The organism is Bordetella saccharivorans, assembly GCF_045862855.1.
Classification (GTDB): Bacteria; Pseudomonadota; Gammaproteobacteria; order Burkholderiales; family Burkholderiaceae_B; genus Bordetella_A; species Bordetella_A petrii_F.
The window spans coordinates 3,914,884-3,927,222 of the sequence record NZ_BAAFZO010000001.1; the positions used below are offsets into that span (position 1 = coordinate 3,914,884).

The 12,339-nt window shown below is 68.8% G+C and carries 12 protein-coding genes and 1 tRNA gene; 9 read left to right on the top strand and 4 right to left on the bottom strand.

Features of this window, described 5'->3' with window-relative positions; genetic code table 11:
* The first annotated feature begins 97 nt into the window (after positions 1–97).
* Genes ACKTT0_RS18855 through ACKTT0_RS18870 form a run of 4 tightly spaced genes read left to right on the top strand, consistent with a single transcriptional unit; the run spans position 98 to position 3,772 of the window.
* Entirely contained in the window at positions 98–1,033 is a 936-nt protein-coding gene (locus ACKTT0_RS18855) for a siderophore ABC transporter substrate-binding protein (protein WP_407851312.1), read from the top strand.
* Positions 1,034–1,054: 21 nt separating this feature from the next.
* Positions 1,055–2,059, top strand: coding sequence for an ABC transporter permease (locus tag ACKTT0_RS18860; protein ID WP_407851313.1), 1,005 nt, complete (start codon positions 1,055–1,057; stop codon positions 2,057–2,059).
* Position 2,060: 1 nt separating this feature from the next.
* Positions 2,061–3,020 carry an iron chelate uptake ABC transporter family permease subunit gene (locus tag ACKTT0_RS18865; protein ID WP_407852463.1) on the top strand — a complete coding sequence of 320 codons (960 nt, stop codon included), beginning with the start codon at positions 2,061–2,063 and terminating at the stop codon, positions 3,018–3,020.
* Positions 3,017–3,772, top strand: coding sequence for an iron ABC transporter ATP-binding protein (locus ACKTT0_RS18870; RefSeq protein WP_407851314.1), 756 nt, complete (start codon positions 3,017–3,019; stop codon positions 3,770–3,772). The genes ACKTT0_RS18865 and ACKTT0_RS18870 overlap by 4 nt, the downstream gene beginning before the upstream one ends.
* 125 nt (positions 3,773–3,897) lie before the next feature.
* On the opposite strand, the gene ACKTT0_RS18875 is transcribed toward ACKTT0_RS18870, so the two are convergent.
* Positions 3,898–3,973, bottom strand: a tRNA-Ala gene (locus ACKTT0_RS18875).
* Between the two features lie 266 nt (positions 3,974–4,239).
* On the opposite strand from ACKTT0_RS18875, the gene ACKTT0_RS18880 reads away from it, so the two are divergent.
* Positions 4,240–5,205 (top strand): Bug family tripartite tricarboxylate transporter substrate binding protein, encoded by a 966-nt coding sequence (locus ACKTT0_RS18880; RefSeq protein ID WP_407851315.1) that lies wholly within the window; start codon positions 4,240–4,242, stop codon positions 5,203–5,205.
* A 35-nt stretch (positions 5,206–5,240) separates the two neighbouring features.
* Positions 5,241–6,842 (top strand): gamma-glutamyltransferase family protein, encoded by a 1,602-nt coding sequence (locus ACKTT0_RS18885; protein ID WP_407851316.1) that lies wholly within the window; start codon positions 5,241–5,243, stop codon positions 6,840–6,842.
* Between the two features lie 16 nt (positions 6,843–6,858).
* Here ACKTT0_RS18885 and ACKTT0_RS18890 read toward each other — a convergent pair whose 3' ends face one another.
* The 3 genes from ACKTT0_RS18890 to ACKTT0_RS18900 are packed head-to-tail and all read right to left on the bottom strand — an operon-like array spanning position 6,859 to position 9,135.
* Positions 6,859–7,362: a MarR family winged helix-turn-helix transcriptional regulator gene (locus ACKTT0_RS18890; protein ID WP_407851317.1), complete on the bottom strand. Its 504-nt coding sequence runs from the start codon at positions 7,360–7,362 to the stop codon at positions 6,859–6,861.
* A gap of 29 nt (positions 7,363–7,391) precedes the next feature.
* Positions 7,392–8,174 (bottom strand): exodeoxyribonuclease III, encoded by a 783-nt coding sequence (gene xth, locus ACKTT0_RS18895; RefSeq protein ID WP_407851318.1) that lies wholly within the window; start codon positions 8,172–8,174, stop codon positions 7,392–7,394.
* Positions 8,175–8,223: 49 nt separating this feature from the next.
* Positions 8,224–9,135, bottom strand: a complete 912-nt coding sequence (locus ACKTT0_RS18900; protein ID WP_407851319.1) for a LysR substrate-binding domain-containing protein — start codon at positions 9,133–9,135, stop codon at positions 8,224–8,226.
* 117 nt (positions 9,136–9,252) lie between these two features.
* On the opposite strand from ACKTT0_RS18900, the gene ACKTT0_RS18905 reads away from it, so the two are divergent.
* The 3 genes from ACKTT0_RS18905 to ACKTT0_RS18915 all read left to right on the top strand — a co-directional run bounded on the left by ACKTT0_RS18905 (position 9,253) and on the right by ACKTT0_RS18915 (position 12,323).
* Positions 9,253–10,395: a CaiB/BaiF CoA transferase family protein gene (locus tag ACKTT0_RS18905; RefSeq protein ID WP_407851320.1), complete on the top strand. Its 1,143-nt coding sequence runs from the start codon at positions 9,253–9,255 to the stop codon at positions 10,393–10,395.
* A 42-nt stretch (positions 10,396–10,437) separates the two neighbouring features.
* Complete coding sequence (locus ACKTT0_RS18910; RefSeq protein ID WP_407851321.1) at positions 10,438–11,247, top strand: citryl-CoA lyase; 810 nt, start codon at positions 10,438–10,440, stop codon at positions 11,245–11,247.
* A gap of 68 nt (positions 11,248–11,315) precedes the next feature.
* Positions 11,316–12,323: a Bug family tripartite tricarboxylate transporter substrate binding protein gene (locus ACKTT0_RS18915; protein WP_407851322.1), complete on the top strand. Its 1,008-nt coding sequence runs from the start codon at positions 11,316–11,318 to the stop codon at positions 12,321–12,323.
* Positions 12,324–12,339: the final 16 nt, after the last annotated feature.

The window sequence follows — 12,339 nt, forward strand, 5'->3', positions numbered from 1 at the left end:
GCCGGCCTGCGGGAGGGCCGGGGCGATGTTAAGATAGGAATAATTCTTATTTGTAGTAACTGGCGCGGCCTGGCCCGCGCGCAAGCAGGGATTCGATATGTACAAACAGGCAGGAATGCGCCGCTGGCTGGCCGGCGCGGCGCTGCTGGCGGGGCTGCTGCCCGCGCTGGCTGGCGCGCAGGAAACAATCACCATCAAGGACAGCCACGGCGAAAAATCCGTGCCCCGGCAACCCGCCAAGACCGTCGTGATGGACCTGGCGGTCCTGGACACGCTGCACACCCTGGGCGTCGACGTCGCCGGCGTGCCCCAGGCCACCAAGTGGCCGCCCCTGCTGGCCCAGTACGCCGACAAGCGCTATGCCAAAGTGGGTTCGATGTTCGAGCCCGACTACGAAGCCATCCACCGCCTCGCGCCGCAACTGGTATTCGTCGCCGGCCGCTCCGCGCCCAAGTATGGCGAGCTGGCCCGCCTGGCGACCACGGTCGACCTGACCGTCGACCCTAAGGACCTGGTCGGCAGCGTGGCGCGCAACACCGAAACGCTGGCCGCCATCTACCAGAAGCAGGACATCGCGCGGCAGAAGATCGCCGCGTTGGAATCGTCCATCGCCGCCTTGCGCGAGCGGGCGGGCCAGGCCGGCAACGGCCTCATCATCCTGACCACCGGCGGCAAGATGAGCGCCTACGGTCCCGGCTCGCGCTTCGGCGTCATCCACGACGCCTTCGGCGTCAAGCCCTCCGTCACCGACCTGGCCCAATCCAACCATGGCCAGGCAGTGTCCTTCGAATTCATTGCCCAGACCAACCCCGACTGGTTGTTCGTGATCGACCGCGACGCCGCCATCGGCCGCGAGGGCACCTCGGCCCGCAAGCTGCTGGACAACGAACTGGTGCGCCAGACCAAGGCCTGGAAGCAGGGGCAAGTGGTCTACCTGGACGCCTTCAACTGGTACACCCTCGGCGCCGCCGGGCTGACCGCGCTGCAGCAGAGCGTCGACGAAGTCGCCACCGCGCTGGCCCGCGCCAAGTAAGCGCCGGATCGCGGGTCGTTCATGCCATATCGTCGTGCCGCGACGCCGGGCGGCGGCCGGGCCTATTGGGGCCTGGCCGCCGCCTTGCTGGCGCTGGTGGCGCTGTGCCTGGTCAGCATCGGGCTGGGGGCCGGCGAGTTTTCCTATGCCGCCTTGCTGGGCGGGCCCGATGCGGCGCGCACCTGGCAGCTGCTCATGGTCAGCCGCGTGCCCCGCACCCTGGCGCTGCTGCTGGCCGGGCTGGCGCTGGCCGTGGCGGGCCTGCTGATGCAGATGCTGGTGCGCAACCGCTATGTCGAGCCCTCCACCGCCGGCACCATCGAATCGGCGACGCTCGGCATCCTGGTCGTGACGCTGCTGGCGCCGGGCGCGCCGGTCATCGCCAAGATGCTGGCCGCCACCGGCTTCGCGCTGGCCGGCAGCCTGCTCTTCCTGGCGCTGTTGCGGCGCGTGCCGCTGCGCACCCCGTTCATCGTGCCGCTGGTCGGCTTGATCCTGGGCGGCGTCATCCAGGCCGGCACCACCTACGTGGCATTCCATTACGACCTGCTGCAGTCCCTGCATGCCTGGACGATGGGCGATTTTTCCGGGGTGCTGCGCGGGCGCTACGAATTGCTGTGGATCGGCCTGGCGCTGACCTGCGTCGCCTACCTGGCCGCCGACCGCTACACCGTGGCGGGCATGGGGCGCGAGTTCGCCGCCAACCTGGGTTTGAACTATGCGCGCCTGACTTTCGCCGGGCTGCTCATCGTCTCGGCCATTGCCGCCGTGGTCGTGGTCACGGCCGGCAGCATCCCCTTCCTGGGGCTGATCGTGCCCAACGCGGTCAGCCTCGTCATGGGCGACAACATGCGCCGCGCCATCCCATGGGTGGCGGTGCTGGGCGGCATCTTCGTGCTGGCCTGCGACATCCTCGGCCGCCTGGTGCTGTATCCCTACGAAGTGCCGATCGGCACCGTGGTGGGCGTGGTCGGCAGCGTCCTGTTCCTGTGGCTGCTGCTCAGCCGGAGGGGGCGCCTTGGCTGACATGAGCGCCGTGCCGGGACGCGTCCGCCTGGGCCTGCTGGCCGTGCTGGCGGCCGCCTGCTGCGCCGCCTACCTGAGCATCGGCGCGCGCGGCCAGTGGGATTTCGTCATCCCGTTCCGCGGCGGCAAGCTGCTGGCCATGGCGCTGGTGTCCTATTGCGTGGCGGTCTCGTCGGTGCTGTTCCAGACCATCACCCACAACCGCATCCTCACCCCGGCCATCATGGGCTTCGATGCGCTGTACCTGCTGATCCAGGCGTGCATCGTGTTCGGCTTCGGGCTGTCGGCCATGAACACGCAGGAACCGCTCTGGCAGTTCCTGCTGGAAGTCGGCGCCATGACCGCCTTTGCCTGCCTGCTGTTCCGCTGGCTGTTCACCGGCGCGGCGCGCAGCCTGCACCTGATGATGCTGGTGGGCATCGTGTTCGGCCTGCTGTTCCGCAGCCTGTCGAGCTTCGCCGTGCGGCTCATCGACCCCAACGAGTTCCTGGTGCTGCAGGACCGCATGTTCGCCAGCTTCAACAGCGTGCGCACCGGCCTGCTGCCCTACGCGGCGGCCGCCGCCCTGGCGGTGTCGCTGGCGTTCTGGCGCATGCGGCGCCGCTACGACGTGGTGGCGCTGGGGCGCGACATGGCCGTCAATCTGGGCGTCGACTACCGGCGCACCCTGCTGGGCACGCTGGCCGGCATCGCCGTGCTGGTGGCCGTCTCGACCGCGCTGGTCGGGCCGGTGACGTTCCTGGGGCTGCTGGTCGCCAACCTGGCCTACCGCACCATGGCCAGCGACCGCCACGCCCAGACGGTGCCCGCGGCGGTCCTGTGGAGCATCATCTTCGTGGTGGGCGGCCAGACGCTGCTGGAGCGCGTGCTGGGCCTGAACACGACCGTGAGTGTCATCATCGAGTTCGTCGGCGGCCTGCTGTTTCTCATCCTGATCCTGCGCAAGGGAGGGCGCCCATGATCGAAGTGCAATCCGTCAGCAAGCGCTACGGCGAGACCGCCGTGGTCGACGGCGTCAGCCTGGCGCTGCCCGAAGGCGGCGTCACCGCGATCATCGGGCCCAACGGCGCCGGCAAGTCCACCCTGTTGTCCATGATCAGCCGGCTGTTGCCGTTGTCCGCCGGCCGCGTGCTGGTCGACGGCCTGGACGTGGCCCATGCCGACAGCAAGGAACTGGCGCGGCGGCTGGCCATCCTGCGCCAGGACAACCACCTGCCGCTGCGCCTGACGGTGCGCGACCTGGTCGCCTTCGGCCGGTTCCCGCACAGCGGCGGGCGCTTGACCGTGCAGGACCGCGCCCACATCGAGCGCGCCATCGCCTACCTGGAGCTGGAGCCGCTGGCCGGCCGCTACCTCGACGAGATGTCCGGCGGCCAGCGCCAGCGCGCCTTCGTCGCCATGGTGCTGTGCCAGGACACGCGCTATGTGCTGCTGGACGAGCCGCTGAACAGCCTGGACATGAAGCACGCCGTGGCCATGATGCGCATCCTGCGCCGTGCCGCCGACGAACTGGGCAAGACCGTGGTGGTCGTGCTGCACGACATCAATTTCGCGCTGGCCTATGCCGACCGCATCATTGCCATGCGCCAGGGCAGGGTGGCGCTGCAGGGCCCGCCCGCCATTCTTACCAGCGAGGCGCTGACGGATCTTTACGCGCTGCCGATCGCCGTGCACGAGATCGACGGGCAGCGCATCTGCGTGTATCACCGCTAGGACGTTGCCCTGGGCGGGATATGGGACTTGCGGCAGAGGCCCGGATTCAAAGGGCCGGAAAACCGTCCGCCAACAAAAAACCCGCTACGTCGACGACTTAGCGGGCCTCTTGCGTTGCCTGTTTTTGGTGGAGCGGAGGAGGATCGAACTCCCGACCTTCGCATTGCGAACGCGACGCTCTCCCAGCTGAGCTACCGCCCCAAATCAAGCAAGACCGCAACTATACCTTATTTTTTTCCGCGTGTGAAAGCCGCCGGCCCGCGGTGCCCCCGTGGGCGCGGCCGGCGCATGAGCCCGTACACCGGGTTGCCTGCGCCGTCATGCCCATGACATATTGTTGACGTAGCAACTACATGGCCGATATGATGCGCGCCAGAGGGGCATACAAGAATCGGCGCGATATCCGCGTCCGCCGCCCCTACGCCAGGAGCGAACCGATGGTCAAGCAGTCAGGCGGTGCCAGAATCGTGCGCAGTTTGTTCCAATGCCTGCTGGGGCTGGGCCTGTGCGCCAGTGTCGTGCCCGCGCATGCGCAGGCCGGGTTCCCGTCCAAGCCCATCCACCTGGTGGTGCCGGCGCCGCCGGGCGGCGCCGGCGATACTTCGGCGCGCGCCATTGCCCGCCACATGGCCGGCACCCTGAAGCAGCAGGTCGTGGTCGAGAACAAGCCGGGCGCCGCGGCCACTATCGGTTACCGCAGCCTGGCCAGCGCGGCGCCCGACGGCTATACCGTCGGGCTGGTGCCGGTGGCCGGCACCGCCATCGCCACCGTCACCTACAAGGACCTGCCGGACATCGACCGCGGCTTCGACATCGTGGCGGGCATCGCCGACGCGCCCCATGTGCTGGTGGTGCCGGCTTCGCTGGGCGTCAAGGACATCGAGGGCTTGCTCGCCCTGTTGAAAAGCCGGCCAGGCCACTACAACTACGCTTCGCAGGGCGCCGGTTCGCTGTCGCATATCGAATCGGCAGTGTTCCTGGACGCGGCCGGCGCGTCGGCCACGCACGTGCCCTACAAGGGCAGCGCCGAGGCCCTGCCGGGACTGATCGGCGGCGAGACCAGCCTGATGTTCGACAGCGTGTCCTCGGTCCTGCCGCACGTGCAGTCCGGCAAGCTGGTCGCGCTGGCGACGGCGGCAAGCCGGCGGGTGCCGCAATTGCCCGACGTGCCGACCATGGCCGAGCTGGGCTATGACTTGAAAGCGGACAACGCGTTCGTGCTGCTGGTGCCGGCCGGCACGCCGCCCGCCCATACCCAGGCGCTCACCGAGGCGGTGCGCCAGGCCGTCAATAGCGCGGAAGTGATCGCCACCCTGGAAAACACCGGCATCGTGGCGAAGTTCACCGCGCCCGCGGCGTTCCGCGATGTCATCGCGCAGGAATTCGCGTTGTGGCCCGGCCTGGCCCGCAAGCTGGCCGCTTCGTCCCACTGACGCCGCGCCACCGACCGCGCTTACCGGAATCCGCCATGCCCGCTTTCGACGGCTCTGACTGGGCCTTTCCCTATACCTCGCAACGCATGCCGGCGCTGGCCGAAAACATGGCCTGCACCGAGCAGCCCCTGGCCACGCAAGCCGCGCTGGCCGCATTGGCCGCCGGCGGCAACGCCGTCGACGCCGCCATCGCCGCCGGCATCACGCTGACCGTGGTGGCGCCCTGCATGAACGGCATCGGCGGCGATGTCTTCGCCATCGTCTGGGACGGCGCGCGCCTGCACGGCCTGAACGCCTCCGGCCGGGCGCCGCAGGCGTGGACGCCAGAATACTTCGCCAAGTACAGCGCCATGCCTGCCCGCGGCTGGGACTCGGTCACCGTACCGGGCGCCGTCTCGGGCTGGGTGGCCTTGTCCAGGAAGTTCGGCAAGCTGCCGTTCGGCGACCTGTTCGAAGCCGCCATCCGCTACGCGCGCGACGGCTACCTGGTCACCCCGATCGCGAGCCGGCAATGGCAGACCCAGATCGAAGACATCAAGGGCACGCCGGGCTTCGTCGAGGCCTTCGCGCCCGGTGGAAGGGCGCCCGCGCCGGGGCAGCGCTTCATCTGCCCGGGACAGGCCGCCACGCTGGAAGAGCTGGCCCGCACCCACGGCGAATCGTTCTACCACGGCGCGCTGGCCGAGCGCATCGCGGCGTATGCGCAAGCCACGGGCGGGGCGTTGACGCAAGCCGACCTGGCCGCGCACCAGGCGGACTGGGTCGAGCCGATCTCGATGCCGTACCAGGACATCTCGCTGCACGAAATCGGGCCCAACGGGCAAGGCATCGGCGCCTTGATGGCGCTGGGCATGCTCGAGGCGGTCGACGCCCATCGGCTGCCGGTGGATTCGGTCGATTATTTCCATGCGCAGATCGAAGCCATGAAGCTGGCGCTGGCCGACCTGCAGCGCTATGTGGCCGATAGCCGCCACATGCGGGAAGTCACTGCGCCGCAGTTGCTGGATCAGGCCTACCTGGCGGCGCGCGCGCGCGATATCGATGCCGGGGCGGCCCGGTATCCCGGTCCCGGCCTGCCGCTCAAGGGGGGTACCACCTATCTGACCACCGCCGACGCCAGCGGCATGATGGTCTCGTTCATCCAGTCGAACTTCAAGGGCTTCGGCTCCGGGCTGGTCGTTCCGGACACCGGCATCGCCCTGCACAACCGCGGCTGGGGCTTCAATCTGATTCCCGGCCACCCGAACCAGGTCGGCCCCGGCAAGCGGCCTTTCCACACGATCATCCCCGGCTTCCTGATGCGCGGCGGCCAGCCGTTGATGAGCTTCGGCGTCATGGGCGGGTCGCTGCAGGCCCAGGGCCACGTGCAGGTCACGACGCGCATCGCTCATGGGCAGAATCCCCAGGCGGCGGTGGACGCGCCGCGCTGGCGCATTCTCGAGGACAACGTCACCGTGCTGGTGGAATGGAATTTCCCGGAAGCCGCGGTTGCCGGATTACGCAGCAAGGGCCACCAAGTGACGGTCGCGCCGCGCTTTTCGGATGAATTCGGCGGCGCGCAGGCGATTGCCCGGCTGGCCGATGGCTACCTGGGGGCGTCGGACCACCGCAAGGACGGCCACGCCGGCGGCTGGTAGGGATCGGGCCGCTACCTCAGCGCGCCTTGCCGGACTTCTCCGCGTAGGCCTCTTCCAGCAGCGATTCAGCCTGCTTGATGAGGGTCTGCATGGCTTTTTCGAAAGTCTCCAGTTCGCCGGCGCTCAGGCAACTGGCCAGGCGCTGCTGGCGCGCCAGGCTCAGCGGCATGCCCTGCTCGTACTTTTGCCGGCCCGCCGCCGTCATGTCCACCAGGATGCGGCGGCCGTCAGTGGGGCTGGGCGCGGTGTACACCAGTTTCTTTTCCAGCAGTTCGGCCACGGCCCGGCTGACCTGGCTCTTGTCGTAGCGGCAAAAGTCGGCGATGTCCTGCACGTACTGCGCCCCGCCGTGGGCGATGCACAGCAAGACGCGCCATTGCCGCACCGACAACCCCAGGTTCGTGTCCAGGATGACTTCGATACCGCGATTCAGCAACTGGCTGAGGGTCAGCACACGGTATGCGAGCAGTTCGGTGGGGGCCACGCTGGGCACGGTTTTCTTCGTCTGCGATCGTGCCATGGTGGTTTCCCGGCGGTCCTGGCGCGGCCTCAGGCCAGTTCCAGAGTGGCGACCACCGGGGTATGGTCGGACGGCTGCTCGTTGGAGCGGGGCGCCTTGTCGATGACGCAGGCCACGCAGCGCTGGGCGAGCGGCTCGGACAGCAGGATATGGTCGATGCGCAGCCCGGCGTTGCGGCGGAAGGCGAACTGGCGGTAGTCCCACCAGCTGAAGGATTTCTCCGGCTGGTCGAACTGGCGGAACGAGTCGGTCAGGCCCAGGTCGAGCAAGGCACGGAAGGCGGCGCGCTCCGGCTCGGACACCAGCACCTGCCCGACCCACTTGGCCGGGTTGTGCACGTCCTCGTCGGCCGGCGCCACGTTGTAGTCGCCCAGCAGAGCCAGCCGGGGGTAGGCCTTGAGCTCTTCGGCCAGCCAGCCGCGCAGTTGCCGGAACCAGTCCAGCTTGTACACGTACTTGTCGGAATCGAGCGACTGGCCGTTGGGACAATAGGCGCAGATGACCCGCACGTCGCCGCCCGGCGCGGGCAAGGTTACGGCCAGCAGCCGTTGTTGCGGATCGTCCATGCCGGGAATGTTGCGCACCATGGCCGAGCCCGGCTCGCGCGACAGGATGGCCACGCCGTTATAGGTCTTCTGCCCGGCCCAGACTGCGTGGTAGCCCATGCGCGTGAACTCGTCCAGCGGGAACTTGTCGTCGGCCAGCTTCAGCTCCTGCAGGCACAGGGCGTCCACGGGGTTGGCGGCCAGCCAGTCCAGGACTTGCGGCAGGCGGACTTTCAGGGAGTTGATGTTCCAGGTGGCGAGTTTCATGCGTAGCGAGACGAGAGCGGAGTTGCCCAGATGATACCTGCCCTGGCCGTTAGGGCGCGTCCCGGCGCGTAGCGCCTTGCTGGGCGCGCATGGCCCGCTTGCGCAGCAGCGCGGCGAAGGCCCGGCCGGGCGGAGTCTGGGGCTGCTCGCGGTCCAGCAGCAGGCCCGGGGTGCGCATGGGGGTGGGGCTTTCCATGGGTATCAGGCGCAGCGCGGGGTCGGGGGCCAGGGCGCTCGGGGCCGCGATGGCGCCGACGGGCAGGCGCGCCACCATGCCCAGCATGGCGGCGATGGTATTGGCCTCGGCCACGACGTTGGGTTCGGCGCCCGCGGCGGCGAAACATTCGTCTAGCAGCCGCCGGGTGGAGAAGCTGGCCGGCAGCAGCACCAGGGGCTCGCGATGCAGCTCGATCATGCGGATGCGCTTGCGCGCCGCCAGCGGATGGGACGCCGAGACCACCAGCACCAGTTCCTCATTGAACAGGGGCTCGAACTGCAGGCCGCTGGCCGATTCGGGCCGGTAGGCCACCCCCAGGTCGAGCTGGCCCGCCTCCAGCCGCGCGGCGATCTGGTCCGCCGCCAGTTCTTCGATGATCACTTTCACGGTGGCGTGGCGCTGCAGGAAGCGCGCCACGCAGTCGGGAATGAAGCGCTGGTTGAAGGTGTGGGTGGTGCCCACGCGCAGTTCGCCTGTCATCGCGGCGGCGTTCTGCTTGAGCTCGCTCAGGCCTTGGTCGACCTCGCGCAGCGCGCGCGCCGCGTAAGCCAGGAAGGTCTCGCCCGCGGCGGTGATGACGACGCGCTTGCCCACGCGGTCGAACAGGCGCTGGCCGATCTCGTCTTCCAGTTGGCGGATCTGGTGCGACAGCGTCGACTGGGTCACGTGCACCCGTTCGGCGGCGCGCGTGAAATTCAACGAGCCGGCCAGGGCGATGAAGTAGCGCAGGTGCCGCAGTTCCATGGTTTGCCCATCTAATGATCGATAGCATCAATGGTAAATCCATAAATTAATCATTTCCATGTTTCCTGCGCCATGGCTAGTCTTACGCCGGTACCGAAACCGCAGCAAGGAGCTCCCATGGGGAATGTATTGGACGGCATCCGGGTCATCGAGCAAGGCACTTTCATTACCGGGCCCGCCGCCGGCATGCTGCTGGCCGACCTGGGCGCGGACGTGATCAAGGTCGAACAGCCTCGCACCGGCGATCCGTTCCGCGCCTTCAAGGGCGGGCTGTACAGCCCGCACTACCAGACCTACAACCGCAACAAGCGCAGCATCGAACTCGATGCGCGGGACCCGGCGGACGCGCAGGTATTCGATTCGCTGATCCAGAGCGCCGACGTCTATATCCAGAATTTCCGGCCCGGCACCGCCGAACGCCTCGGCGCCGGCGAGGCGCGCCTGCGCGGATTGAATCCCGGCCTGGTGTACTGCGCCATCAGCGGTTTCGGGCCGACCGGCCCGGCCGCCGGGCGGCCCGCCTATGACACGGTGGCCCAGGCGGCCAGCGGCTTCCTGAACCTGCTGGTCAACCCCGCCAATCCGCGCGTCGTGGGGCCGGCGATCGCCGACGCCCTTACCGGCTTCTACGCGGCCTACGGCATCCTCGGCGCGCTGGTGGAACGGGCCCGCACCGGCCGGGGCAAGCGGGTCGAGGTGTCCATGCTGGAAGCCATGTGCCACTTCAACCTGGATGCCTTCACCCACTACCTGTCGGAAGGCGAGATCATGGGCCCGTACAGCCGGCCCCGCGTGTCGCAGTCGTACACCTTGCGCTGCGCCGACGACAAGTGGATCGCGCTGCACATGTCGTCGCCCGAGAAGTTCTGGCGCGGCCTGGCGGCCGCCATCGAGCGCCCCGGCCTCTTCGACGACGCGCGCTTTGCCACGCGGGAAGGCCGCATCGCGCACCAGGAACAACTGATCGAGCTGCTGGGCGAGGTCTTCGCCACCCAGCCGCGCGATACCTGGTGCCGCCGCCTGCAGGAGCGCGACGTGCCGCACGCGCCCATGTACGACACGTGCGAAGCGCTGGAAGATCCCCAGGCCCGCCACCTGCAGATCGAGATCGAGGGCGTGCACCCACAGCGCGGCCCCTGGAAGACGGTGCGCTCGCCGGTGACGTTCGACGGCCAGCGTCCCACGCACGTGCGGCCGCCGCCCGTGCTGGGCGAACACAACGACGAGATCCGCGCGGCCCTGCGCAATGCCCGGGCTTGACGCCGGCCGTCCATTTCACCATTCCACGACAGCGAGCAGTTCATGAAAATCGGCAAGCAAACGGTGCCCCGCACCTCGATCTGCACTTCTGACGAACACACCATCGTGGTGCGCGGCGCGGACCTGTGCCAGGACCTGATCGGCAAGATGGGGTTTGGCGACTACTTCTATTTGCTGGTGACGGGCCGCTGCCCGGACGCGGCCGCCAGCGCGGTGCTGAACGCCACCCTGGTGGCGATCGCGGAGCATGGCTTGGTGCCCAGCGTGCAGGCCAGCCGCATGACGCTGGCCGCCGCGCCGGATGCGCTGCAGGGCGCGGTGGCCGCCGGAATCCTCGGGTGCGGATCGGTGATCCTGGGCGCGTCCGAGACGGCCGGGCGGCTGTTCCACGAGATCGAGACGCGCGCGGGACCCGACGGCGACATTGGCGCGGCGGCGCGCGCCGTCGTGGCCGAGTACCGGGCGGCCCGGCGCGCCATTCCGGGCTACGGGCACCCGTTGCACAAGGAGCGCGACCCGCGCGTGACGCGCCTGTTCGAGGTGGCGCGCGCAAGCGCGGCCGGCCTGCAGTACGTGGCCATCGCCGAGGCGGTCGAGGCGGTGATTCCGCAGGTCGTGGGCAAGGACCTGCGGTTGAATGTTTCGGCGGCGATCCCGGCCGTGCTGCTGGGCATCGGCTTTCCCCTGGCCGCGCTCAAGGGCGTGCCGATACTGGCGCGCGCCGCCGGCCTCATTGCGCACCTGACCGAAGAGCAGGAGACGCCAATCGGGTTCGCCCTGTCGTACCAGGCTGGCCGCGCGGTGCAATACGAGGGCGCGCTGCCCCCGGGGTTTCCCGCGCAGCGCCCTTAGGCGCTGCAAATCGCGGCGCGCCGCCGGCGTGGCTCGCCGCACATACTCATCATAACGAGGAGACAACCATGAAGCCGCTCGATCACTATTCCAACGTCTGGCGAACGCGCCGCAATTTGCTGGGCGCCGCATTGCTGGCCGGCGCGCTGGGGCTGCCGGCAGCGGCCGCGCAGGCCGCCGCGTTCCCCGAGCGTGCGGTGCGCATGGTGGTGCCGTTCGGCCCGGGCACCACCACCGACACCATCGCGCGCATCGTGGCCGAGGCCATGGCCAAGCCGCTGGGCCAGCAAGTGGTGGTGGAAAATAAATCCGGCGGGGGTGGCACCATCGGCACGGCGCAGGTGGCGCGGGTCCAGCCCGACGGCTATACGCTGGTGATGGGCACGGTGGGCACGCACGCGATCAACCAGGCCCTGTACAAGAATCCGGGCTACGACCCGCTGGAGGACTTCGCGCCGGTGGCGTTCGTGGGCCAGACGCCGACTTTCCTGGTCACGGGAAGCGGCTCGGGCATCCAGTCTCTCAAGGACCTGGCCGCCGCCGCGGCCAAGGCGCCCGGGGTGGCGTTCGCCTCGGCCGGCAGCGGCACGTCGGGTCACCTGGCCGGCGAATTGCTCAAGGCGCGGCTGGGCGGCGAAATGCTGCACGTGCCCTACAAAGAGGGCGGGCTGGCCGTGTCCGACGTGATGTCGGGCCAGGTGCAGTTCATGTTCTACCATCCGGCCGCGGTACTGCCGCACATCCAGGCCGGCAAGCTGCGCGCCCTGGGAGTATCCAGCGCCCGCCGCAGCAGCGCCGCGCCCGATGTGCCCAGCATCGCCGAGCAGACCGGCAGCGATTTCGACTTGGTGGCTTGGTTCATGCTGTACGCGCCGGCCGCCACGCCCGAACCGGTGCTGGCCGTGCTGCGCCAGGCGGTGCAGCAGGCGCTGGGCGATCCGCAGGTGCTCGAGCGCCTGGCCGGGCAGGGCGTCGAACCGGGCGGCGAGTCCACCCGCGACCTGGCCGGTTTCGAACGGGCCGAGATCGCCAAGTGGTCGGACCTGGTGCGGAAATCCGGCGCCCAGGTGAACTGAGGCGAGCCTCGCGCGG